Source organism: Corynebacterium zhongnanshanii, from assembly GCF_014490575.1.
GTDB classification, from domain to species: domain Bacteria; phylum Actinomycetota; class Actinomycetes; order Mycobacteriales; family Mycobacteriaceae; genus Corynebacterium; species Corynebacterium zhongnanshanii.
Map to the genome: position 1 here is coordinate 1,582,489 of NZ_CP061033.1, position 24,134 is coordinate 1,606,622.

At 62.1% G+C, this 24,134-nt stretch carries 19 protein-coding genes; 6 read left to right on the top strand and 13 right to left on the bottom strand.

All coding sequences use genetic code 11. The features are described 5' to 3' along the window. Positions 1-132: 132 nt before the first annotated feature. From IAU67_RS07075 to IAU67_RS07085, 3 genes are all read right to left on the bottom strand, one after another. Entirely contained in the window at positions 133-1,335 is a 1,203-nt protein-coding gene (locus IAU67_RS07075; protein WP_151841984.1) for an acetyl-CoA C-acetyltransferase, read from the bottom strand. 112 nt (positions 1,336-1,447) lie between these two features. Continuing rightward, positions 1,448-2,134 (bottom strand): CoA transferase subunit B, encoded by a 687-nt coding sequence (locus tag IAU67_RS07080; RefSeq protein WP_187767880.1) that lies wholly within the window; start codon positions 2,132-2,134, stop codon positions 1,448-1,450. Beyond that, a complete protein-coding gene (locus IAU67_RS07085; protein WP_151841985.1) occupies positions 2,131-2,880 on the bottom strand; it encodes a CoA transferase subunit A in 750 nt (249 codons plus the stop codon). The genes IAU67_RS07080 and IAU67_RS07085 overlap by 4 nt, the downstream gene beginning before the upstream one ends. Positions 2,881-3,519: 639 nt before the next feature. On the opposite strand from IAU67_RS07085, the gene IAU67_RS07090 reads away from it, so the two are divergent. From IAU67_RS07090 to IAU67_RS07110, 5 genes are all read left to right on the top strand, one after another. Then, positions 3,520-5,430, top strand: coding sequence for a hydantoinase/oxoprolinase family protein (locus IAU67_RS07090; RefSeq protein ID WP_151841986.1), 1,911 nt, complete (start codon positions 3,520-3,522; stop codon positions 5,428-5,430). Positions 5,431-5,519: 89 nt separating this feature from the next. Next, on the top strand, positions 5,520-5,945 hold the full coding sequence (locus tag IAU67_RS07095; RefSeq protein ID WP_151841987.1) for an acetone carboxylase subunit gamma: 426 nt from the start codon (positions 5,520-5,522) through the stop codon (positions 5,943-5,945). A gap of 1 nt (position 5,946) precedes the next feature. Beyond that, positions 5,947-8,130 (top strand): hydantoinase/oxoprolinase family protein, encoded by a 2,184-nt coding sequence (locus IAU67_RS07100; protein WP_151841988.1) that lies wholly within the window; start codon positions 5,947-5,949, stop codon positions 8,128-8,130. Positions 8,131-8,202: 72 nt separating this feature from the next. Then, positions 8,203-10,500: a hydantoinase B/oxoprolinase family protein gene (locus IAU67_RS07105; RefSeq protein ID WP_151842426.1), complete on the top strand. Its 2,298-nt coding sequence runs from the start codon at positions 8,203-8,205 to the stop codon at positions 10,498-10,500. A gap of 263 nt (positions 10,501-10,763) precedes the next feature. Then, a complete protein-coding gene (locus tag IAU67_RS07110; RefSeq protein ID WP_151841989.1) occupies positions 10,764-11,546 on the top strand; it encodes a hypothetical protein in 783 nt (260 codons plus the stop codon). A gap of 77 nt (positions 11,547-11,623) precedes the next feature. On the opposite strand, the gene IAU67_RS07115 is transcribed toward IAU67_RS07110, so the two are convergent. The 6 genes from IAU67_RS07115 to IAU67_RS07140 form a co-directional block, all read right to left on the bottom strand. Next, positions 11,624-13,333, bottom strand: a complete 1,710-nt coding sequence (locus tag IAU67_RS07115; protein ID WP_151841990.1) for an AMP-binding protein — start codon at positions 13,331-13,333, stop codon at positions 11,624-11,626. Between the two features lie 51 nt (positions 13,334-13,384). After that, on the bottom strand, positions 13,385-14,272 hold the full coding sequence (locus IAU67_RS07120; RefSeq protein WP_151841991.1) for an HpcH/HpaI aldolase/citrate lyase family protein: 888 nt from the start codon (positions 14,270-14,272) through the stop codon (positions 13,385-13,387). A 39-nt stretch (positions 14,273-14,311) separates the two neighbouring features. After that, the gene (locus tag IAU67_RS07125) at positions 14,312-14,824 is read right to left on the bottom strand and encodes a MaoC family dehydratase (RefSeq protein WP_151841992.1); all 513 of its coding nucleotides are present in this window, start codon (positions 14,822-14,824) and stop codon (positions 14,312-14,314) included. A 114-nt stretch (positions 14,825-14,938) separates the two neighbouring features. Further along, positions 14,939-16,084, bottom strand: a complete 1,146-nt coding sequence (locus tag IAU67_RS07130) for an acyl-CoA dehydrogenase family protein (protein WP_151841993.1) — start codon at positions 16,082-16,084, stop codon at positions 14,939-14,941. A gap of 97 nt (positions 16,085-16,181) precedes the next feature. Further along, positions 16,182-18,293, bottom strand: a complete 2,112-nt coding sequence (locus IAU67_RS07135; RefSeq protein ID WP_151841994.1) for an ATP-binding protein — start codon at positions 18,291-18,293, stop codon at positions 16,182-16,184. Between the two features lie 49 nt (positions 18,294-18,342). Beyond that, complete coding sequence (locus IAU67_RS07140) at positions 18,343-19,914, bottom strand: acyl-CoA carboxylase subunit beta (RefSeq protein WP_280527184.1); 1,572 nt, start codon at positions 19,912-19,914, stop codon at positions 18,343-18,345. Between the two features lie 270 nt (positions 19,915-20,184). On the opposite strand from IAU67_RS07140, the gene IAU67_RS07145 reads away from it, so the two are divergent. Next, the gene (locus IAU67_RS07145; protein WP_151841996.1) at positions 20,185-21,033 is read left to right on the top strand and encodes a uroporphyrinogen-III synthase; all 849 of its coding nucleotides are present in this window, start codon (positions 20,185-20,187) and stop codon (positions 21,031-21,033) included. Positions 21,034-21,038: 5 nt separating this feature from the next. Here IAU67_RS07145 and IAU67_RS07150 read toward each other — a convergent pair whose 3' ends face one another. From IAU67_RS07150 to IAU67_RS07165, 4 genes are read right to left on the bottom strand one after another with little or no spacing between them, the layout of a single operon-like run. After that, positions 21,039-21,656, bottom strand: coding sequence for a TetR/AcrR family transcriptional regulator (locus tag IAU67_RS07150; protein WP_151841997.1), 618 nt, complete (start codon positions 21,654-21,656; stop codon positions 21,039-21,041). An 18-nt stretch (positions 21,657-21,674) separates the two neighbouring features. Beyond that, positions 21,675-22,571, bottom strand: a complete 897-nt coding sequence (locus IAU67_RS07155) for a hypothetical protein (RefSeq protein ID WP_151841998.1) — start codon at positions 22,569-22,571, stop codon at positions 21,675-21,677. Positions 22,572-22,604: 33 nt separating this feature from the next. Beyond that, complete coding sequence (locus IAU67_RS07160; protein ID WP_151841999.1) at positions 22,605-23,168, bottom strand: hypothetical protein; 564 nt, start codon at positions 23,166-23,168, stop codon at positions 22,605-22,607. 24 nt (positions 23,169-23,192) lie between these two features. Continuing rightward, entirely contained in the window at positions 23,193-24,119 is a 927-nt protein-coding gene (locus IAU67_RS07165) for a hypothetical protein (RefSeq protein WP_225723476.1), read from the bottom strand. Positions 24,120-24,134 lie beyond the last annotated feature (15 nt).

Consider the following 24,134-nt stretch of genomic DNA (forward strand, 5'->3'; position numbering starts at 1 on the left):
AGATAGGGGTGGATGGTGTGGATATGCTCATGAGTCTAAGCCCTAGCCCTCACACACAAAGGGGGACGCACCATGGCGTCCCCCATAAGGGCTGGTTTTCAGCGCTGTGTTCTGATCAGCACTGGCTTCCGCTTAGCGGAACAGCAGCAGAGCGTCGCCCTGTCCACCGCCACCACACAGCGACACAGCAGCCTTGCCCTCGCCGCGGGACGCCAGCTCGTGCACCGCGTGCACCACCAGACGCGCACCGGAGCAACCAATCGGGTGGCCCAGCGCAATCGCACCGCCGTGGATGTTGGTCTTCTCCAGCGGGTAATCCAGATCCTTCAGGGACTGCGCCACCACCGCGCCGAATGCCTCGTTGATCTCCACGAAATCCAAATCCGACGCCGACCAGCCAGCCTTGTCCAGCGCCGCGGAGATAGCTTGCGATGGCTGGGACAGCAGCGAGGTGGTTGGTCCTGCGGTCTGGCCGTACTCGCCCAGCGTGGCGAGTACGGTCCAGCCCTGCGCCTCAGCGTTTTCACGGGTGGTGAGGATCAGTGCGGACGCACCATCGGAGATAGGGGACGAGGATGCGGCGGTGATGGTGCCGTCCTTGATGAAGGCCGGACGCAGCTTCGCCAAAGACTCCGCGGTGGTTCCCGGGCGGATGCCCTCGTCCGTGTCCACCACGGTGCTTCCCTTGCGGCCCTGGATCTCGATCGGCAGGATCTCTGCAGCGAACTTGCCCTCTGCCACGGCAGCTTCTGCACGCTGGTGGGACAGTGCGGCAATGTTGTCCTGCTCCTCGCGGGTCAGGCCGGCCTCCTGTGCGTGCTCGTCGGTTTCCTTACCCATGGAGGTGCCCTCGTTCGGGTCGGACAATCCGTCGCGCTCCAGGGCGTCCAGCAGCTCCATCGCGCCGTACTTGTGTCCGGCGCGAACACCCGGCGCTACGAACGGTGCGTTGGACATGGACTCCTGGCCGCCAGCGATGACTACCTGGGCATCGCCGAGGCGGATGAGCCGGGAGGCGGACACGACGGCGTCGAGTCCCGACAGGCAGACCTTGTTGATCGTCACAGCAGGAACATTGATGGACACGCCGGCCTTCACGGCAGCCTGCTTGGCGGGGTTCTGGCCGGAGCCAGCCTGAACAACCTGACCCATCAGCACGTAATCAATGCTGTCTGCGGAGATGCCGGAGCGGTCCAGCACGCCCTTGATGGCCTCCGAACCCAGGTCCACGGCAGACAGGGAGGACAAGCCACCCAGCATGCGGCCTTGGGCGGTACGTGCCGCGCCAACGACAACAACGTCCTGTGGTCCTTGAGCCTTCGATACTTCACTCATATGTAACTAAAACCTTTCTGCACATGGATTTATAAGGGGTGTGCTCTCTTTAGTGTCTATCACAGTTTTTCATGACTGTGGATCTGCACGGATTGTGGTTGCCCACGGTGCCTTAGAGGGCGACGCGGTACGGGGCTTGAGTTTTGGAGCGAACAAGCTCCTCCGTCACGCCCGGCGCCAGCTCGACCAGTGCCAGGCCATCGTCCTCCACATCAAAGACGCACAGATCGGTGATGATTCGGTTGACCACGCCGGTGCCCGTTAGTGGCAGCTGAATCTCGGAGAGGATCTTCGACTCCCCGTGCTTATTGCAGTGTTCCATCAGCACCACCACGCGGCGCGCGCCTACCACAAGGTCCATCGCGCCACCCATTCCCTTCACCATCTTTCCGGGAATCATCCAGTTGGCGATGTCTCCCTGGGCGTTGACCTCCATCGCGCCCAGAATCGCCACGTCAATCTTGCCGGCGCGGATCATCCCGAAGCTCAAGGCGGAGTCAAAGAAGCTGGAGCCGGGAAGGGTGGTGACGGTCTCCTTGCCTGCGTTAATCAGGTCCGGGTCCGCGTGGCCTCGCTCCGGGTAGGGGCCGATGCCCAGCAGTCCATTTTCGGATTGGAGGGTGACGTTCACTCCCTCCGGGACGTAGTTCGGCACCAGGGTGGGCAGGCCGATGCCGAGGTTCACGTACTGACCGTCGCGAAGTTCCAGGGCTGCGCGGGCCGCCATGGCTTGACGATCCCATCCCACGGTGTTAGTGGCTGTACTGTTGTGTGCGGCGGTGCTGTTGTTCTGCGTCATCGTACGGTCTCCTTCTCGATCTTCTTGTCTGCGGCCTGCTCCGGTGTGAGTTCGACGAGGCGGTGCACGTACACACTCGGCAGATGAATATCGTCTGGGGCCAGCTCCCCCACGGGCACGACCTTTTCAGCTTCGACGATGCACACCCGGCCGCTCATCGCCGCCAGTGGGTTGAAGTTCCGGGCGGTCTCGTGGAAGCGCAGGTTGCCGGCTTCATCGGCGACTGCAGCCCTAACCAGAGCGAAGTCAGCCTCGATCGCATGCTCCAGCACATAGGTCTCGCCGCGGATCTCCCGAGTTTCCTTCGGAGGAGAGCTGATCTCCACGGCCCCGTCCTTCGTGTACTTCCACGGCATGCCGCCATCTGCCACCACGGTGCCCACGCCCGTGCGGGTGAAGAATGCGCCGATGCCCGAGCCCCCGGCGCGCAAGCGTTCGGCAAGTGTTCCCTGAGGAGTCAGCTCTACTTCCAGCTCCCCTTCCAGGTATTGGCGGGCGAACTCCTTGTTTTCCCCGACGTAGCTGGCGATGATGCGCCGGAGCTGACCATTGCCGAGAAGCAATCCCAGCCCGCGATCATCCAGACCGGCGTTGTTGGACACTGCTTCGAGTTCCGACGTCCCAGCGGCCGCCAGTTCTGTGAGCAGGACATTCGGAATACCGCAGATTCCGAATCCGCCCACTGCCAGCGTGGCACCGTGAGGTATGTCGGCGATGGCATCCTTCGCGCTCATTAGTGTGCTCATGGTGGGGATAAGCTCCTCCCGTTGAAGGTGATGTGGTTCGGTTGACGCAGCGGTACAAGCAGCCAGCCGCACAGCAGTGCGCGAGGCAGCGTGCTTGGCACTGTGCACAGCAGTGCGCATGCGCAGTCAACGACAGCCATATGTATTTTGGCTACAGAAATCATAGCGCCCCACTCATACATCGGAAGCAGTTCGCGAGAATCCGCATCTCAGCAACAAGGAAAGCCCTTTAATCACCCCCGGCAGCCCACCCCACACAGCTCAACCTATCGAGATAAATATATACAAAAGAGCCCACAAGTAGAGGGTTTACCTTTAAATAATTACACTTTCTTATATTAATCTCTACATAGGTACTCAAAACTACCCCCACGTAAACCACCCGCCACAACCCAAAGTTGCAGGTAGTGCAACAATTTACTAATGCAAACAATAACCATTAAGATCAGTTAGCACATGTTGTGTAGTAATTTCGTTTACAAAATGACCATCATGCATTAGATTCACTTCCCGTGATGTGATTGAGATCACCAATAGTGCTTCACATTTTACATCGCCTCAGTAATTGACCTCCCTAGTTAGGAGATTCGACCATGATAATAGCAATTATGCAGCCACTGCGGGGGAAGGAGAATGCAGATGGACAATCTCATTAACATCGACAATGGCGGTACTCTGACCGACATCTGCGTGGTCACGAAAGACGGCATCGCCTTCACGAAAACCCTCACCACCCCAACCGATCTCTCGGAATGCTTCTTCAAGGGCATCACCAAGGCATCCGGTGAGGTTTTCGATGAACCCGACCTGCCAGCTCTTCTGAACTCCACTCGCATCATTCGATACTCCTCCACTCAGGGAACCAACGCACTCGTCGAACGAAAGGGCCCAGGACTGGGCCTGATCGTCGAAGACGAGGCACTCATCGAACAGCTGAGCTACGACGAGCAATCCACCGGCCTCTTCAAGGACCTGGTGGGCGAACGCACGGTGGTGCTCACCAAGGACTCCGGCCAGGACGAGCTGGAACTGCTCAACGCAGTCAACACGCTCACCACCGCCGGCGCCGAACGCCTCATCATCGCCGCGAATGACCCGGCCACCGAGCGCTCCTACATGAAAATCCTGCTGAAGCGCTTCCCACGCCACCTGCTGGGATCCGTGCCCGTGCTGTTCTCCTGGGAGTTTGCCGACGACCGCAACCACGTGCGCCGCATCTGGTCCGCCGTCCTCAACAGCTTCTTGCACCCCACCGTGGAGCGCTTCCTGTACTCTTCCGAGCACCGCCTGCGCGCACACAAGGTCAAGAACCCACTGCTGATCTACCGCAACGACGGCGCCTCCTCCCGCGTGGCAAAGTCCGTGGCGCTGCGCACCTACTCCTCCGGACCTCGCGGAGGCCTGGAAGGCACCCGCGCACTCGCCGAGCAATACGGACTCCAGCACGTGCTCATGATCGACGTCGGCGGCACCACCACCGACGTCGGATCCATCGAAGATCTCCAGATCAAAACGGACCGGTACGGACGCGTGGAAGGCATCGAGTCCTCCTACTCCCTGTCCGACGTCCGCTCCGCCGGCGTAGGCGGAAGCTCCATCATCGAGGTCAAGGACGGAAAGATCACGGTAGGCCCGGAGTCCGTTGGCGCTGCCCCTGGACCAGCCTGCTTCGGATTCGGTGGTGAAAAGGCCACCATCACGGACGTGAACCTGCTGCTCGGCATCCTGGACCCCAGCACCTACCTCAACGGTGAACTGAACCTGGACCCCGAGCGCTCTAAAGCCGTCATCACCGCCACCGTGGCAGAGCCCCTGGGAATCAGCCTGGACGAAGCCCTGCTGGAGATGGAAAAGGCCTACGCCCAGGCCGTGGCGAGCGCCTTCACCCCTCACATCAAGGACAAGGACTCCACCGCACTCGCCGCATTCGGCGGCGGTGGCCCCATGAGCGCATGCCTGGCCGCACGCATCGCGGGTGTGAAGAAGGTCCTGATCCCGCGCCTGGCCGCGATCTTCTCTGCCTACGGCATCAGCTTCTCCGACGTGTCCCAGACCGTCCGCGTGGACGTCACGGGACAGTCTCAGGACTCCCTGGACTCCGCCCGGGAAGAATTGCTGGAGCTGGCGGCGCGAGCAATGTTCCAAGAGGGATACTCCCTGGCCGACTGCGAGTTGGACTGGCGCACCATCACCGACAACGCAGACGGCACCACCACGGAAAACCAGGAGGCCGGCCTCTCCGGCACCGAGGGTGCCTCCCGTGTGCTCCTGGAGCTCACCGCCACCTATGTGCTGGAACACCCAGTGCTTGAGGGAGATTTCAGGTCCGACGGGCCGGACGCCCAGGCGTCGTCCCATCGGTCCATCCTCAGCGCACCGGAACAGCGCGACGACGTCCCCGTGTACGACCTCGATGCCCAACAAGCCCAAGCCCACGCGCACGGGCCAGCCATCATCGAAGGGCCATTCTTCACCGCACGCGTCCCCGAAGGATGGACGTTCACAGTTTCCGATGCCGGTGACCTGCTACTCGAAGATGTGACGACCTAACGACCAGCAGGACACACACGCATCGTGGGTTTTGCCGAACCCATGAAACATCTCAACCCCTTACGACTTCAGACACGAAGGAGATCATCATGAGAGTTCCAATGACAGAATACCTGTTAATTGATCTCGACACCGAGCGCTGGATGTGCCGCGTCTGCGGCCACGACATTGCCGACGCCCGAGGAAACTACAAAGAAGGCACCCTGGTCTACGACCGCAACCCAGAGGAGATCCACCCGTCCATCCTGGACAAGGAACGCTACGAATACACGTTCTCCCCCGACCCGAAATTCTGCCGCATCCTCGAATACTACTGCCCAGGGTGCGCCACCCAGATCGAGGCAGAGTACCTGCCACCGGGGCACCCACCAGCCATTGACATGGTCTTCGACCTGGACTGGCTGCGGGAACACTGGGGCAACTCCGGAAAGGATCCCGAGAAGGTTCTGAACTACGGCCCTGGCGAAAACGCGGAAGCTGACTTGAGCGCCCGCTTTGAGCAGGAAGGGAAATAAGATGCGCAGAATCTCCGTTGACATCGGCGGTACCTTCACCGACTGCTTCTTCGTATGGGATGACACCTACATCGAATCCAAGGCACTCACCACGCACCACAACCTGGCCTTGGGCTTCAACGCGGCACTGGACAACGCCTGCACCCGCGCCGGACTGTCCCGCGAAGAAGTGCTCAAGGGCGTGGACTCCGTCCGCTACGCCACCACCCTGGGCACCAACGCCCTGATCGAAGGCAAGGGCCCCAAGGTGGGCGTGCTGGTCACCCACGGATTTGAGGACACCATCCACATCTCCCGCTCCAAGGGCTACGGAGCTGGCCTGGACCCACTCAAGCAGGGTGATATGGCCGACGCCGAGCGTCCCGAACCCCTGGTGCCGCGCAACCTGGTGCGCTCCATCAAGGAACGCGTAGACTCCGTGGGCGAAATCCTAGTTCCGATGATGGACGACGACGTGCGCCAGCAAGTACGCGAGCTCGTGGACGAGGGCGCCGAAGCGCTGGTCATTGCCCTGACCAACGCCACGGAAAACTCCACGCACGAAGAGCGGATCCTGGAAATCATCCTGGAGGACTTCCCATCCCACGAGCTGGGCTCCATCCCCGTGCTGCTGTCCAGCCAGGTCTCGGGACGTAAGGGCGAGTACGTGCGTGCCTCCTCCACCATCATTGATGGCTTCCTGCACGAGACCATGTTCCACGCCCTGAACCAGCTGTCCCAGAACCTGCGAGCCTCCGGATACGAAAAACCCATGCTCGTGGTGCACAACTCCGGCGGTATGGCGCAGCCGAACTCCACCGATGCTCTGCAAACCATCCACTCCGGCCCGATCGCCGGTGTGGGTGGCGCGCAGCACCTGTCGGAAGTCACCGGCCTGGGCGACGTGGTGTCCATGGACATGGGTGGTACCTCCTTCGACATCGGCCTGGTCCCCGAAGGCGGAATCCAACACTACGACTTCCAGCCGACCATCGGCCGCTGGCTGGTGTCCGTGCCCATGATCCACCTGAACACCCTGGGATCCGGCGGTGGCTCCATCGCCTCCTACGACCGCGTTCACCACGCGGTGAAGGTGGGGCCCGAGTCTGCAGGATCGGACCCGGGCCCTGCGGCCTACGACCGTGGTGGCCTTCGCCCCACCGTCACCGATGCGGACCTGCTGCTGGGGTACCTAGATCCGGACAACTACGCCAACGGCTTCATCAAGCTCAACCCGAAGCGATCCCTGTTCGCGATGGAAGAGCACATCGGCGACTACCTGGACCTGGACCCCATCGAGTCCGCGAAGGTGGTCAAGCGCACCGTGGACGAGCAGATGGCCATCGGCATCGAGATGGAGCTACGCTCCCACGGTGGTGTGGTGGATGACTACACCATGCTGGCCTACGGTGGCAACGGACCGCTGCACGCCTGCGGTATCGCCGAGAAGGCAGGCATTAAGCGCATCCTGTTCCCACCGTTCTCCTCCGTGTTCTCCGCCCTAGGCGCAGGAAACATGAAGCCGCTGCACATCCACGAGCGCTCCTCCTACATCGTGCTCTACGACCCCATCACGCGGGACCTCTTCGATGACTACGAGCGCTTCAACGGGTACGTGGAGGAGCTCGAGCAGCGCGGCCGGGAGGACCTGATCCGCCAGGGCTACGACGTCTCCAAGGTGGAGCACCGCCTGGAAATGGACATGCGCTACGGCAACCAACTGGTCACCACCGCCGTGTCCTTCGACATCAACCGCCTGAACAACGTGGGCGACGTGCTGAAGGTCATCCGCACGTTCTCCGACATCTATGGCGACCGCTACGGCGAAGGCACCCAGGCCCCTGAAGCGGGCGTGCGCGTCCAGACCGTGCGCGTGGCCTCCTACATCAACGGCGATGTGGTGAACTTCGAATCCCTGTTCTTCGACGCCGAACGCTCCACGCCTGAGAAGGTCAGCAGCCGCAAGGTTCACTTCGTGGGCCACGACGAGCCGCTGGAGACCCCGGTCTACGACCAGACCGCCCTCAACGAAAAGTACGTGGTGGAAGGGCCGGCGATCATCACCACCGAAAGCACCACCTACCTCATCGAACCAGGGTGGCGCACAGAACCTACTCCTCAAGGAGCGGTGTGGCTGCTCAAGGGGGACACCCGTCCCCGAGGAAAGCACAACGCCCAACCATCTGACGCAAGCGCAGATGCCTAAACCACCGTCGCGTGAAAGGAACACACCATGACCACACCGGAAAAAGCAAAGGGACATGCGGGTCACTCCCACATGAGCCACGAAGAGATGGCACGTCAGCTCACCCCTGAGGAGCAGCAGTGGGTTGACGATTTCATGAATGACACCACGCTGTTCCTGGGCCCCGACCCAGAAATCATGCGTAACCACTCCATCAGCGAGCGCAGTGACCTCGAGGAGAGGATCCTTGCCCAGGAACATGACCCCCTGTTGGCGGATCGTATTCGCCGCCGCCTGTCGGGATCCCTGGACGAGGCCTTCGAAATGTGCGAATCCATGGGTGCCGCACCCGGCGCGAAGTGGGCGGACCTCTCCGTGGCGGTCTACACCGCCGCCGGCGACGTGTGCTACATGTCCAACCGCGGCGTGATCGCCTTCTCCGCCGTGCTGCACCACCCCATCCGCTACATCATGAAGTACTGGAAGGACGAACCCACCGTGGGCATCAACCCCGGCGATGGTTTCTTCCATAACGACGCCCGCTTCGGCATGGTGCACAACACCGACCAATCCATGCTGGTCCCCGTCATGCGCGAGGGAGAGATCATCGCGTGGGTGGGCGCGACCATCCACGAGGGTGAGAACGGCGCCTGCGAGCCGGGCGGCATGCCCTCCGGTTCCGAAACGCCGTTCGACGACGGCCTGCGCGGCTCCCCCATGAAGATTGTGGAGCGCGGCCACCTGCGCCGTGATCTGCTGACCTTCCTGCAGCACTCTACGCGCGACCCGAAGCTGATGCTGGCCGACATCAAGGTGAAGATGGGCGCTGTCCGCCGCGTGATGGACATCGTGGACCGCACTATCGAAGAGTTTGGTGTGGAGCCGTTCGTGGCGGCTATTCGCATGACGGTGGAGGATGTAGAGCAGGAAGTGCGGCGCCGTATTGCAGAAATGCCCGACGGCACGGTCCGCATTAATCAGTTTGTGGATTCCACGCTGAAAGAAAACATTCTGATTAAATTCGCCTGCACCATTACGGTCAAGGGCGAGCGATTAATTGTTGACCTTCGAGGAACCGGTCCGGAAATCCTCAATAGGGCCATTAATTCGCCCTATTCTTCGACGAAGGCCTTCATGGCTCAGGCTATTTTGTCCTATTGGTGGCCTGATCTTCCCCGGTCGACGGGCGCCCTATCCCCCATCGAGATCATCTCTGACGAGGGCTCCTGGGCGGACTGCTCCTACGACGCCCCGACGGGTCAGAACCTGCAGGCCTCCTTCCGCGGATTCACGTGCTTGCAGGCGGCCTACGCCAAGCTGCAGTTCTCTGTGGAGGAGAAGTACGCCAACGTCATCGCCCCGTGGTTCAACCAGATCAACGACTTCCTGTGGGGTGGCGAAACCCAGCACGGCGAGCAGGTCGGAAACCTGTGTGCAGACCTTAACGGCATGGGCGGCGGCGCGAAGGCCTTCCAGGACGGCGAGGATGCCGTGGCACCCCTGTTCTGTGCAATGGCGGATACCGGTGAGCAGGAAGTGATGGAGGAGGAAGTTCCTTTCCTCCAGCTGGTCTCCAAGCGTGTGGTGCAGGACAACCAGGCCTTCGGAAAGTACCGCGGCGGCATGGGCTACGAGATGATTGTAGCCGCCCGCAACACCCCAAGCTGGGGATTCATGACAGTGACGTCCGGCGCGAAGTTCTCCTCCGTGCCCGGCCTGTTCGGCGGCTACGGCTGCCCCACCTACCCGCTGGCGATGGTGAAGGGCATCAACATCTTCGACATCGTCAAGAAGGATCCGTCACAGTTCGACCTGTCCATGAAGCGGGTCATGAACGAGCAGCCATTCGAGGGTGGAAAATACACCACCTACCACATGGGCCTTCAGTTCGATCACTCCCAGGAGGGTGAGCTGTACATGATCGCCCAGGGTGCCGGCGGCGGATACGGAGACGTGCTGGAGCGCGACCCTGAGCTGGTGATGCAGGACATCAAGTTCGGCCGCATTTCCGACTGGGTGGCCAAGAACATCTACCAGGTGGAGTGGAACCGGGACACCCTGGTGGTGGACAAGGACGGCACCGAGGAGCTGCGGAAGAAGGAGCGCGAGGCGCGCTTGAAGCGTGGCACTCCGTACAACGAATTCGTGAAGCAGTTCGTCACGGAAGAGCCGGCGGAGGATCTTCTGTACTTCGGCAGCTGGGGCGACGACACGGAGGACGTCACCGCCACCGTGTGGGATGCCCAGGGACCGAAGCGCGTGAAGGGCAAGCTGGGCGAGATTCCTTTGATCTTCGTTCCGAACCGCCACGTTCTCAAGATCGAGAAGCTGGAAAACCGGATCAAGGAATTGGAGGAGAAGTACGGGGAGGTCACGCACACCAAGGCCTAGGAATCCGGGAAATCCGGCCTAGGCTGCAGGTCTCTGTAGCTGGCCTCAGTAACGGATAGCGCGAGGGCTCGTCGGCAATGAGCCCTCGACCACGCGTCCGGTGACTCCGCGTCCGGCACGGGCGTCCCCCCACTTCCCTTCCCTCTTTTCTTCCCCATCGCGCTTCGGCACACCGCGCCGGCATCGGCGTCGGTCGGCATTGATCGGCAGCAGTTGACGGCAGCGGCATTGAAGCGCACGAGACACGACAAGGATAGACAATTATGAGTTCGGACATCTCTCAGATTTTGCAGGGCCAGGGTTCATCCCAGCCCGGTGTGATCATTGATTCGTGGGCATATGCCCAGAAGGTGCTCCTTCAGGGCAAGCCGATCCCCTATGACGATCCCACGGCGCTGGCCAACCACGCTCAACAGGCACAACGGCTGCTGAACTCCGCTGTGACTATCCTTCCGCTCAATGCCGTGCGCACGTGGTCGATGAACAACGTAGATGAGCTGAAAGAGGCCATGGGCGAGAAATCCCGGCCCGGCTACGCCGCGCGTGTGGCAGCCACGAACGAGGAGCTCCGCTCGCGGCTCGACGCGATCGTCTCCGCGTTCACCACGATCGTGGGCGGCCCCATTCTGTTGCAGGTGTCCTGCCCGAAGGCGCTGGCCTACGAGGCGGATGCGATTGTCGGGGGCGGCAACGAGTTCGACGACGATGACGCCGAGCGCGTGTCCATGTACCTGTCCGACAATCTGCGCTCCTTTGCCGCCACGGGCATCTCCGGGATCATCATGGACGAGCGCAAGCACAGCACCACCGAGGAGGCCTACCAGCCGGTCATTAATGTGGCCGCCCACTACGACTGGGTGATGGGCTACCGGCGTGGAGACTCCCTGGACTTCCCTGGGATCGACGTCCACCTGCCGGTCATTGAGTCGGACGTGTGGGTGACGGATCAGCCGCTTCCCCAGGACGCTCCTCTGGCACTCACCACCATCCCGGCTGAGGCAGTGCCTGAAACGGTGCTGGGCAAGCTGAAGGAGTTCCGGGCGTAAACGGCGCACAACACCGGTACAACAACAGCACACACAACGAGCGCTCCTTATCTAGGAGCGCTCGTTGTTCGTGTGCTCTAGTTCTTGTCGTTCTTGTCGTACATTCCCAGAATCTCAATGGCCATTTCACGCATTTCCACCTTGCGTACCTTTCCTGACAAGGTCATGGGGTAGGAATCCACCACATGCACATAGCGAGGGATCTTGTGGCGGGCCAGGTTTCCGTCGGCGAACTTCTTCAGGTCCTCCGCGGTGAGGGGCTCTGCCCCGTCGTTCATGATGATCCACGCCATCAATTCCTCGCCGTACTTTTCATCGGGCACGCCGATAATCTGCACGTCGGAAATGTCCGGGTGCGAGTAATAAAACTCTTCAATCTCGCGCGGATACAGGTTCTCTCCACCACGGATCACCATGTCCTTAATGCGGCCGGTGATCTGCACGTATCCCTCGTCGTCCATGAGGCCCAGGTCGCCCGAATGCATCCACCCGTCGTCATCAATGGCTTCCTCGGTTTTCACAGGCATGTCCCAATAGCCCTTCATCACCGAATATCCACGGACCAGGATTTCGCCCTGCTGGCCGCGGGGAAGGATATCGCCGTTGGCGTCGACGATTTTCACCTCGATATGAGGACCCGGCCGTCCCACGGTTTCCACGCGCTTTTCCACGGCGTCGTCCGGGGTGGTTTGGTGGTTCACGGGGCTGGTTTCGGTCATGCCGTAGCAAATGGACACTTCCGTCATGCCCATAATGTCCATCACTTCGCGCATGGTCTTTGTGGGGCAGGACGTTCCAGCCATGATTCCGGTGCGCAGGTTGGATAAATCATATTTACCCGACGCCAAGCTCAATTCATGCAACTCCGCGATAAACATGGTCGGCACACCGTACAGGGAGGTCGCCTGCCCCAAATGCGCAGCTTCCAACGCCGACTGTGGCGTGAACACAGGCCCCGGGATGATGGTAGTCGCGCCGTGAGACAACGCGGCGATGTTTCCCATCACCATTCCGAAGCAGTGGAAAAACGGCACGGGAATGACCACGCGGTCCTTATCCGTGTAGTTGATAACCTCACCCACGAAGTAGCCGTTGTTCAGGATATTGCGGTGGGACAGGGTGGCCCCCTTGGCCATTCCCGTGGTGCCGGAGGTGTACTGAATATTGATCGGGTCATGCGGGCTTAATTGCTCGCGGATGGGATTCAGATCCAAGATCGCGTGGTTAGACAGTTCATTCCAACGCTCGGATCCGAAGAAGATGGTCTCCTTGTAATTGCGGTCAAACTGGTGTTCCGCGGTGTGGATCATGGCCCGGTAGTTCGAGTCCTTGAAGCGGCCCGCGGAAAACAGCGCCTTAATGCCCGCCTGATTCATCACATAGTTGAGTTCTTTGATGCGGTAGGTGGGGTTAATGCACACCAAAATGCAGCCGATTTCTGCGGTGGCATACTGCACGATCGTCCATTCCCAGCGGTTGGGCGCCCAGATGCCGATGCGGTCGCCGGGGCGGTAGCCCTCGGCGTACAGACCGGAGGCCAGGCGCTGCACCTTGCGGTAGAACTCCGTGTACGTCATGTGGATGTCGCCGTACAGGTCCACGATCGCTTCATTGTCTGGATACAAAGACACCATGCGGGCGAGGTTCGCACCGAGGGTTTCCTCCAGGAGGGGAACGTCCGTGGTGCCTTTGCCGTAGCTGAGCTTCTCGATGCCCTCGATGGTGGAGGGGTCGCTCAGCTCGCGGGCTGCGGGTGGTTCAAACAGTGGTTGTACATGTGGTGTCATTGTTCTTCCTTTTGAGAGAGAGGTGTGTTGCCTAGTGAAGATGCGTGTTGCCTAGCGAGAGGGGTGTGTTGCTTGTGCGCGGGCCAGGATGACCTGGGCTTGGCGTCGGAGAGGAAGGTCGATCATCTTCCCATCCACGGCGAAGGCGCCGCTGTTGCTGCGGGCGCCCTCCTCCACGCGCCGGGCCCAATCCACCTGCTCCTCCGTGGGGCTGTACGCCTTCCGGATCGCGGGGACCAATCCTGGGTGGATGGAGACGGTGGCGGCGAAGCCACTGGCTGCGGCGTCCACGGCCTCCGCATACGCCCCAGTACTATCCGTAGTGTCAGCGTGGATGGAGTCCAGAGCCACGATGCCCACCGCCGCGGCATGAAGCAGCACCAGGGAGCGCGTGAGGCGAGGAACCTCCCGGTAGCCACCGGGGTGCCCCGAGACTCCTCCTCCCGGGGTGGGCACCTCGTCCCGCCCATAGCGGGAGGACGTTCCTCCCAACGCCGCGGTTAAGTCCTCCGCGCCCCAGAACAGGGCCACCACCTGGGGGTGTGCGGCAATCTCTGCGGCGTTTAGCACGCCCCGCGGAGTTTCGATCAGCGCGATGACGTCCCATTGTTCGGGAAGGTCCACCGCGGTCAGGTCTTCCGCCTTGGGGATCATCACCTGCGTGAAGGGGCTGCGCGCCACAGCCTCCACATCCTCGGCGAACTCGTCACTTTCCGGCGGGTTGATGCGCACGATGGTGGTGGCCGGGTTGAGCGAGGACTCTGTGATGGTGCGCCGGGCGTCGGTTCGATTTTCGGCGCGGCACCCGTCCTCCAGGTCCACGATCACCATGTCCGAGCGTTGCTCAGCCTTGGCGAATCTGTCCGGCCGGTCCGCAGGGGCGAACAACAGCGCGGGACCTGCGGGAATCCAGGTGCGCGGAGCGTGTGGTGTATCCATGTCTGCCTCTTTAGGGGGTCTCTTACGGTCTCTTAAGGTCTAGTTCTGCGGCCGGCACTGCATCATCGTGGAGCGGGTTGCCTCGCACACGATGTCGCCATGCTGGTTCCGCCCAATGTGGTGCAGCTCCACGATCCCCTGGCCCGGCCGCGAGGAGCTGAGGCGCTTACCCACGCACACGGTCTCCGCGTACAGCGTGTCCCCGTGGAACAGCGGATGTGGAAAGGACACGTCCTTGAAGCCAAGGTTCGCCACGATCGTGCCCAGGGACAGCTGGCTGACGGACAACCCCACCACCGTGGAGAGGGTGAACAGGGAGTTGACCAGCCGCTCCCCGTTGAATCCTGGTTGCGTAGCCGCCCAGGCTGCATCCAGGTGCAGGGGCTGCGTGTTCATCGTCTGGGTGGTGAACAGGGTGTTGTCCGCTTCGGTGACGGTCCTGCCGGGGCGGTGCAGGTAGGTCACGCCTTCTTCAAATTCCTCGAACCACAGTCCGCGCTGCTCGACGGTTCTGCCTTCCTGGGGCCGTTCGGTTGATGGGTTTTCTGCCATGGACGTTCTCCTTCGGTGGTCACTGTGTGCTGCGATGTTGCTGCGTTATTGTTCGCTGGGCTGCTGGCGGTGGGCCGGGTCTGTGGGATGGAATGACCCGACGCCACCCGGCCGTCACAGCCCTAACGATCGTGCGATGAGCATCTGCTGGACTTCGGTGGTGCCCTCGCCAATCTCGAGGATCTTCGAGTCCCGGTAGTGGCGGGCCACGCGGTACTCGTTCATGAATCCGTAGCCGCCGTGGATTTGGGTGGCGTCCCGCGCGTTGTCCATGGCCGCTTCGGAGCTGACCATCTTGGCGATGGAGGCTTCCTTGGTGAAGTCCTGCCCGGAGAGCATCTTCGCCGCCGCCGAGTGCCATGCCTGGCGGGCGGACCAGGCGCGGGCTTCCATGCGGGCGATCTTGAAGGAGATGGCCTGGTATTCGGAGATGGCCCGTCCCATGGAGGTGCGCTCCTTGGCATAGGCGATGGACTCATCCACGCAGCCTTGGGCCGCGCCGGTGGCCAGTGCGGCGATCGCGATGCGGCCCTCGTTCAGGATGGAGAGGAACTGGGCGAAGCCTCGGCCGCGCTCGCCCAACAGGTTCTCCTCGGGAACGCGGACGTCGCTGAAGGTCAGGGGGTGGGTATCGGAGGCGTTCCATCCCACCTTGTTGTACTGGGCTTCCGCGGTGAATCCCGGGGTTCCGGTGGGGATGATGATGGCGGAGATTTCCTTGGAGCCGTTGTCCCGCGTGCCGGTGACGGCGGTGGCGGTGACCAGGGAGGTGATGTCCGTGCCGGAGTTGGTGATGAACTGCTTCGAGCCGTTCACAACCCACTGGTCGCCGTCTAGCTTGGCGGTGGTTTTGGTTCCGCCGGCGTCCGAGCCGCAGTCAGGCTCAGTCAGTCCAAAGCCGGCGAGCGCGCGGCCGGCAACCAGGTCCGGAAGGTAGGTGTTCTTCTGCTCCTCGGTGCCGAACTTGTAGATGGGCATGATGCCCAGGGACACGGCTGCCTCCAGGGTAATGGCCACGGATTGGTCCACGCGGCCGAGCTCTTCCAGCGCGATGCCGAGGGCGAAGTAGTCGCCACCCATGCCTCCGTATTCTTCGCTGATGGGCAGGCCGAACAGCCCCATCTCGCCCATGGCGCGGACCACGTCGTAGGGGAAGGTGTGCTCCCGGTCGTGTTGCGTGGCAACGGGATCCACCACGTTGTTCGCAAAATCTTCAACGGAGCGGCGGAGTTCTTCGTGTTCTGGGGTGAGCATAGACATAATCGTGATTCCTGTTCTGTACGTTGTGAGTTCTTGTCTTGTCGAGCTTGTTGGTCAGCTGGTTGGTGCGGGTGTGCTGTGTGCGGGCCGGGAGTCCTTAGGCATCCTCCCCGTCCGCGTGCACCTCGGCCAGGACCTGTCCGGTGGTGACCTTGTCGCCTACCGCCACGGCAATGCTGACCTCGCCCGCCACCTGTGCCGCGATGGTGTGCTCCATCTTCATTGCCTCGATGACCAGCACCGTTTGTCCTTCATTGACCGACGCCCCGCTCTCCACCTCCACGGCAATCACCGTGCCGGGCATGGGGCTGGTGAGGGCACCCGTACTGTCCTGAGCGGAGCTATCCGCCGCCGTGCCGGTCAGGTGCGTGACGCACACAGTGCCCTGCGGACCCGTGACGTAGTACCGCCCGCAGGTGGAGGTGGCTCCGACAATCCAGTGCTCGGCGGGGCCGCCATCAATAGCGAGGTGGTACGGGGTGGCGGCCTGCCCAGCGGCGTCTGAAGCGCTCGAACGGTTGCCCGCCGGGCGCTCCAGCAGCTGCAGCTCGCACTGCTCCACCACGGCAGCCTCGGAATCATCCACCAGAGTTTCCGACGTAAGCGTCCACGTCCTCGGAGACCCAGCACCGTTGTCCTTTTCAGTGAGGCTGATGGTGCGCGCGCTGTGGGCGTCGTCGGGATTATCGGTCAGCAGCAACCGGATCGGCGCGGCATCTCGCCCACCCCGCCACGCATCCGCCAACGTCCAGGCACCACTCAACGTCCGGGACGCCTGACGGCCCGCATTACGCGCGTGATGCAGCGCGACCAGGCCAAGCGTTGCCAGCGGCGTGGACGGGTTGGCGAAATCACCGCACAGCTCGTCCACCAGACCCGTGTGCAGATCCCCCGCCAACACGTCCGGATGGGTGATGAGGAAGCGGTTGAAGTTCACGTTGGTGACCACCCCGTCGATCACTGTGGCGGCCAGAGCGTCATCCAGGCCCTTCAGCGCGCGGGTACGATCGGAACCCCACGTGATGACCTTGGCCAGCATCGGGTCGTAATCCGAGCCAATGGTCTGGCCCTCAGCCACACCGGAATCCACGCGCACCCCGGGGCCCACCGGCCAGGACAAAGCACTGATCGTGCCGCCCGTGGGCAGGAACCCAGCCGCCGCATCCTCGGCATACACGCGCGCCTCCACCGCATGGCCGGTGAGCTCCACCTGATCCTGGCGCAGAGGCAGCTGCTCCCCGCGCGCCACGCGGATCTGCCACTCCACCAGATCCACGCCCGTGACCAGCTCTGTGACCGGATGCTCCACCTGCAGGCGGGTATTCATCTCCATGAAGAAGAAACGATCCGGCTGGGAGGCCGAAACAATGAACTCCACCGTGCCCGCGCCGCGATAGCCACACGCCCGGGCGGCATCGCACGCTGCCTGGCCAATGTCCTCGCGGGTCGCGGCATCCAGCAGCGCCGAGGGAGCCTCCTCAATCACCTTCTGGTGGCGGCGCTGCAAGGAACACTCCCGCTCCCCCAGGTGGATCACATTGCCGTGAGAATCCGCTACGATCTGCACCTCAATGTGCCGCGGGGTGTCCACGAAATGCTCCAAAAACAGGGTGCTATCACCGAAGGAGCTCGCGGCCTCGCGCCGGGCGGTGACCAGAGCCTGCGGCAGGTCCTCGATGTTCTCCACCCGGTGCATGCCCTTGCCCCCACCGCCGGCGGACGGCTTGATGAGCACGGGGAATCCGATGTCCGGGGCGGCATCGATGATCTCTTGGTCGCTCAAGCCCGGGCGGGAAATGCCGGGGACCGTGGGCACGCCGCGGGATTCCACCGTGGCGCGGGCCGTGATCTTGTCGCCCATCGTGTCGATGGCCTCGGCCGGCGGGCCGATGAATACGATGCCCTCCTCCTCGCAGCGGCGCGCGAAGGCGGCGTTTTCCGAGAGGAACCCATAGCCGGGGTGAATGGCGTCCGCGCCCGAGGCTCGCGCTGCCTCGATGACCTTGTCGATGTCCAAATAAGAGTGCGCGGCAGCAGCCGGCCCCACATGGACGGCCTTATCGGCTAAGTGGACGTGTGGGGCCGAGCGGTCGGCGTCGGAATAAATCGCTACGGCCTTCAGCCCCATGGAATGGACGGTGTTAATGACGCGACAGGCGATCTCACCGCGATTGGCGATAAGAACGGTATCGATTGTTGTGCGTGTCACGGGTGGCGCTCCTTGTGTGAAAAATAATCAGCAATATGGTTCAGTGCGTTTACATGCGGAATACGCCAAAGCCCTGAGGTGCGCGCTCGGATTGAGCGCAAATATCAAGAGCCATGGCCAGCGTGCGCCGTGTCTCCGCGGGATCAATGACCCCGTCATCCCACAAGCGCGCGGTGGAATACCAGCAGCTGGACTTCTCCTCGAACATCTCCCGAATGGGGGCTTCGAATGCTTCTTGTTCCTCCGCGGACCACTCACCGCCGGAACGCTCGATCTGGGCACGTCGGACCGTGGACAGGGTCATCGCCGCCTGCGGTCCGCCCATCACGGAAATGCGGGCATTCGGCCACATCCACAAAAAGCGCGGGCTGTAGGCGCGGCCACACATCGAGTAATTACCCGCACCAAAAGCGCCGCCAATAACCACCGTGAGTTTCGGCACCGAGGCCGTGGCCACGGCGTTGACCATTTTGGCGCCGTGCTTGGCTATGCCGCCTTCTTCGTACTGGCGGCCCACCATAAATCCCGTGGTGTTCTGCAGGAAAATCAGTGGGATATTGCGCTGCTCGCACAGCTCGATGAAATGCGCGCCCTTCACGGCTGCTTCGGCGAAAATCACACCGTTATTTGCAATGATTCCCACGCTGTGCCCTTCCAAGCGGGCGAAACAGGTCACGATGGACGTGCCGTATTCGGCCTTGAACTCGGAGATGGAGCCCGCATCGGCGAGAACTTCGATCACATCGTGGACGTCGTAGGGGATCTTCGCGTCCGTCGGGACGATGTCATACAGGTCTGTTTGCGGTCGTGGGGCCTGCTTCGGCTCCTGCCTCAGCCACGGGGTGGGCTTGTTGTCCGGCAAAGTGGCGACGATGTCGCGCATGCGCCGCAGAGCATCCTTATCGTCGCTGGCCAAGTGGTCGGACACGCCAGAGATGCGCGAGTGCATCGCTCCACCGCCAAGCTCCTCCGGGGTGACGTCCTCTCCCGTGGCAGCTTTCACCAGGGGCGGGCCGGCCAGGAAGATGGTGCCCTGATTTTCCACGATGATGGTCTCATCGGACATGGCCGGGACGTAGGCCCCACCGGCGGTGCAGGAGCCCATCACGGCGGAGAGCTGCGGAATGCCCTTAGCGGACATGTTCGCCTGGTTGAAGAAGATGCGGCCGAAGTGGTTGCGGTCGGGGAACACCTCATCCTGCTGGAGCAGCATCGCCCCGCCGGAGTCCACCAGATAGATGCACGGCAGGCGGTTTTCCTCCGCGATCTCCTGGGCGCGCAGGTGCTTCTTCACGGTCATGGGGTAATACGTTCCGCCGGAGACGGTGGCATCGTTGGCGGCAATCATGCACAGCCGCCCCTCGACCAGGCCCACGCCAGCGATGAGTCCCGCGGCCGGTGCTTTGCCGTCGTACATCTCCTCGGCGGCCAGAGGCGCGATCTCCAGGAAGGGGCTTCCCGGGTCCAGCAGGGTGAGAATGCGGTCGCGCGGGAGAAGCTTGCCTCGGGATTCATGCCGCGCGCGTGCGGCGTCACCTCCACCCTGCGCGGCGCGCTCGAGCCGCTCGCGCAGCTCCTGCACAAGGTCCTGATGGCTGGCCTGGTGATCGCTTGTACTCAACGCACCCACTCCATTTCAGTTAATGAGAATTAACAGTATCTGTGACTCAGCACACTATCTTGTATGCAAAGCAAAATGTTCATTCTGTACAGAATGATTGCCAGATCACCCCCGGACGTTCCAAAACCCCAGCTCTTGAGGTCCACTCGCACACAACCCCTCCCCCATCGCATCCCCCATCCCCTCTCGACCGCCACTCGTTTTGCTATAGAAACAGCATCACTTGTGAACTAGCTCCCCGCCGTCTGCCCGCGCTAGGCTAAAGAACCAATGAATGCACCAGACACTTCCACGCCGCTGAGCACCACTCTCCAAGGCCGCCACTTCCTACTCCCCGTCGAACGTCGCGCCGAAGAATTCGCCGAATCTCTCGCCCGCCATGGCGCCCGCACCACCATCGCCGCGCCGCTCACCGTTATCCCCACCACCAACGACGCCGAGCTTCTCCACACTACCGGCACACTCGCAAACGGCGGCGTCGATTATGTCATTGTGACCACCGCCATCGGATTCACCAGCTGGCTTGAGGCCCTGGACGCCTACCCCGAGCTGCAGGCAGCACTCCACCGAACCCTCGGGTCCGCCACGATCCTGGCACGCGGCGCCAAACCCACCGGCGCGATCGTCAACGCCGGCTACCGCCCCGACTTCATCGCCAAGTCCGAAACCACCGCCGACATCCTGGAGCACCTCTTGGCCCGCGACCTCACCGGCGCGCGCATCGCCATCCAGCATCACGGCGCCGGCGACGAGAACCTGGAACACCAGCTTAAGGCCGCCGGCGCCACCATCCACTCCATCGTCACCTACCGCTGGGATGAGCCCCGAGATCCCGAGGCGCTAGAACGCTCCCTCCGGCAGACCGCCAATGCAGAGTTCGACGGCGTGCTGTTCACCTCAGCCCCGGCGGTGCGCCACTGGATCGCTACCGCGCAACGCCTCCAGGTGTGGGAGGTCATCCGGCAGCTCGCAGTGGAAGGCTCGGTGCTATTCGCCGCGGTGGGGCCCGTCACCGCAGAACCGTTGCAGGCAGAAGGGATCACTCCTTTAACTCCGGAACGGTACCGCCTCGGCGCGCTGGTCAAAACGGTGCTGGCCTACTACTCCCCCGAGAAGTAGATCCTCTATGTGCTCAGGCCAGCAACCGCGCGTGCAGACTCGGACATCTGGCGGCGCACCACCGACCGGGGCACGTTCAGGCGAAGATACTCCACCGAGTTAATCAGACCAATGATCAACTGCGCCTTCACCTTCGCCCCATCGTCATCCAACGCCGGATCCAACAGCTGCAAGCACTGCGCCCACAGCTGCAGGTACTGGCCCTGCGCATGACGCACCTGGGCATGGCCATCCATGCCCAGGCGAAAAAGCTCCCTGTTGTGCAGACGAATCAGCTCCGGCTGATGGAGGGCAAAGGAGATGTGGAAATCGATCAGGGTACTCACACGCTCGTGGGGCGTGGCCGCACCGTCAATAACCTCGCGCGCCTGGCTATTCAAATGCGTGGAAATACCCAGCAACAACTCCCGAAGAATCTGCTCCTTGCTGGAAAAATGCCGATACACCGCCGGACCTGAAATCCCCACGGCCTCCCCCAGGTCCTCCAGACGCATCGCGTGAAAGCCCGTATCCGCCATGATCTTGGCGCTGGCGCGCAACAAGTCCACACGCCGGCGCGCCTTCGCCGCCGCCCGAGGGGCCAGCCCCTCAATATCGGGCTCCGCCAAGAATGTGGATCTCACAGCTCTACAGCCTACCGCTTAACGATCCCCCGGAGGCACACACGCCGACGGTGCCAGGCGGTCCTTGAGGACGTTCAGCCTATCCGCCATCTCATTGAGGATCTCCTGGGCCGAGCCTTCCGTGCCGTCCTCAGCCGTGGCAGATAGCGCCACGGGCGCCCAGCCCCCGGGCACGGGAATCACGCCAAACTGGCGGGCAGTGTACACGCCCGTCTCATCATCGGGCCCCCAGCCGCCCTTGAAGCGGGCACCGTCGATCCTGCCGAGGCCCCAGCGGTGCTCCTCGGCGATGTTGCCCATGGACTCTAGCACCGGCTCGGCCTCCGGGACGCACCACATCTGGTTGGCGAAGCTCACCTGCTCCGACAGGGACCAGTTCACCGCACCAAAAGCCTGCGCGTCAGTGAAGTGAGCGGGGATCTTGTCTAGGTCAGCCGCCGATTCCGTGGTGTGCAGCAGCTCCTCCACGGCTTCCCCGGCCTGCGTTTGATTACCCATGGAGAACCACAGGGCTTCCGCATCCTCGTTGCTGGACCACTCGATCGTGGGCTGAACGCGATCAATTGTGGCGGGATCATGCTGCAAAGCAGCGATGGCGATGGGCACCTTGATGGTGGACCAGGCAGGCCCATCGTCCTGGCCATACACCAGGGTGCGATCGTGGCTCACCAAGGCGATCGATCCCCCATCAACCGCCACGTCAGCGAGCTTCACATCAGGCTGATCCGCACCGTGGTTGCCGGAGTGGTTCTTGCCCACGGGCTTGGCGGCCTGGGAATGAGTTGGCTGGCTGGACGAGTCCGTGGCGGAGCTATACAGCACCGTGCCAGAGACCACAGCCACTGCGCATCCCAGCGCCAGAAGCACACGGGATGTGCCCGATGTTCGTCCGTGGGAGTGTTGAGAGCCAGTCATCGTGGACTACTATAGTCCAACCCGCGCGACGAACTAGTAGATGGACACCAAAGCGTTCTTACCACCGGTGCAGCGCACGGCGCTGCCGCTGGGGTAGCAGCTCATGCGATAGGTATAGCCGGTGTACGGCGAATAGACAGAGAGTGTAGCGTACTTGTTGCCCGTGGCGCTGTAGTTGTTCTTCCAGGCCCAGTACACATTGTTCGCAAAGCCAGACGAGGTCACACCGTTGTAATCGTAGTGATTGTAGCCCGAGGAAATGACTGGAGCCTCCGCCTGCGGAGCAGGTGCCGGCTGCGCCTCCTGAGCTGGTGCACTATTGGAAGACTGAGACGACGTCGACGGCGCGGGAGCCGAGGAGGTCTGCACCGCCATCTGCCCCTGGTTCGTGGTGTTGTTGATGTTCTTGTTGGACAAGGCGTTGTAGCCCACCACTCCACCAATCACCAGCAAGGCGGTCACAGCGATGGCTGCCACGACCCACGCGATGGTCGTACCATTGCCCTGGTTCCCCTGAGGCTGGCCATAGTAGCCACCGGGAGGACCATACACCGGCTGCTGAGAACCCCATTGGCCTTGGTTTGGATCGTACGTCATAACTTACTCTCCCACTTGTAGGAATTAGCAGGCACTCGCCTGCAGTGAACCCAGGTGACGCTGGACGATGGACGCCATCTGGTTGAGGATTTCTTGTCCCGACTCATAGCTACCGTCAGGTGCGGCCGCGGCGATCGCCACGCCAATGTAGCCGTCGCCTGCCGGCACCAGGCCGAACTGACGGACCTTGTACATGCCTGACTCATCGGGGCCCCATCCGCCCTTAAACAGCGCGCCGGGAATCCGGCCCAGGCCATAGGACTGGTCGGCGGACACGCGCCCCATGTTGGCCACCACCTGCTCGGAGCCGTTAATGCAGCGCAGCTTGGTGGCGAATTGGGCTTGCTGATCCAACGGCCACTGGGTCTGCCCGAAGGAACTAAAACCGGGCCGGACCACGGAGGTTTGAACGGTGGCGGAGCTTCCGCCTTCGGCAAGGACCGCACCAGTCAGCTGACCTGCGGTACCCGGGTCCCCCATGGAGGACCACAGAGCTTCAGCGTCGGCGTTACTCGACTGCTGAATAGCAGGCGCAACGAACGAGGCAACGGACGGGTCGTGACGCAGAGCAGCAATCGCGACCGGGACTTTCATGGTGGACCACGCGGGCATGTCCACGGAACCTGCCGTGGCTACCTCTCCCGCTGCTGCGATGGCGATGGCACCGCCCGCAGCCGCAGCGGCCTCCGCCACTGCGGTGACATCGCCCGGCGCGACATCACTATCGGGCGTGCTCTCGGGCGTAGCTTCGCTGTCCGTCGAGGGGGACGGCGTTGCCACGGTCGAGCCCGGATCGTCAAACGTGGGCTGCGCGCTCTCCAGCTCCTCTTGGCGCTGTTTAGCCAGGTCGCCACCGTTGATGGTGCAGGCGCTCAAGGCTGCGCAGCTCACCAAGGCAACCAGGCCGCGGCAGAGTTTCGCGTTCAGGTTTCGGGACGGGTGTGTGGTCACGGCTTTATTATATAC

What these genes read in the sequence shown, in the direction of transcription:
- IAU67_RS07075 (WP_151841984.1), bottom strand. Translation starts at nt 1,335, where the DNA reads ATGAGTGAAGTATCGAAGGCTCAAGGACCACAGGACGTTGTTGTCGTT.
- IAU67_RS07080 (WP_187767880.1), bottom strand. Translation starts at nt 2,134, where the DNA reads ATGACGCAGAACAACAGCACCGCCGCACACAACAGTACAGCCACTAAC.
- IAU67_RS07085 (WP_151841985.1), bottom strand. Translation starts at nt 2,880, where the DNA reads ATGAGCACACTAATGAGCGCGAAGGATGCCATCGCCGACATACCTCAC.
- IAU67_RS07090 (WP_151841986.1), top strand. Translation starts at nt 3,520, where the DNA reads ATGGACAATCTCATTAACATCGACAATGGCGGTACTCTGACCGACATC.
- IAU67_RS07095 (WP_151841987.1), top strand. Translation starts at nt 5,520, where the DNA reads ATGAGAGTTCCAATGACAGAATACCTGTTAATTGATCTCGACACCGAG.
- IAU67_RS07100 (WP_151841988.1), top strand. Translation starts at nt 5,947, where the DNA reads ATGCGCAGAATCTCCGTTGACATCGGCGGTACCTTCACCGACTGCTTC.
- IAU67_RS07105 (WP_151842426.1), top strand. Translation starts at nt 8,203, where the DNA reads ATGAGCCACGAAGAGATGGCACGTCAGCTCACCCCTGAGGAGCAGCAG.
- IAU67_RS07110 (WP_151841989.1), top strand. Translation starts at nt 10,764, where the DNA reads ATGAGTTCGGACATCTCTCAGATTTTGCAGGGCCAGGGTTCATCCCAG.
- IAU67_RS07115 (WP_151841990.1), bottom strand. Translation starts at nt 13,333, where the DNA reads ATGACACCACATGTACAACCACTGTTTGAACCACCCGCAGCCCGCGAG.
- IAU67_RS07120 (WP_151841991.1), bottom strand. Translation starts at nt 14,272, where the DNA reads ATGGATACACCACACGCTCCGCGCACCTGGATTCCCGCAGGTCCCGCG.
- IAU67_RS07125 (WP_151841992.1), bottom strand. Translation starts at nt 14,824, where the DNA reads ATGGCAGAAAACCCATCAACCGAACGGCCCCAGGAAGGCAGAACCGTC.
- IAU67_RS07130 (WP_151841993.1), bottom strand. Translation starts at nt 16,084, where the DNA reads ATGTCTATGCTCACCCCAGAACACGAAGAACTCCGCCGCTCCGTTGAA.
- IAU67_RS07145 (WP_151841996.1), top strand. Translation starts at nt 20,185, where the DNA reads ATGAATGCACCAGACACTTCCACGCCGCTGAGCACCACTCTCCAAGGC.
- IAU67_RS07155 (WP_151841998.1), bottom strand. Translation starts at nt 22,571, where the DNA reads ATGACTGGCTCTCAACACTCCCACGGACGAACATCGGGCACATCCCGT.
- IAU67_RS07160 (WP_151841999.1), bottom strand. Translation starts at nt 23,168, where the DNA reads ATGACGTACGATCCAAACCAAGGCCAATGGGGTTCTCAGCAGCCGGTG.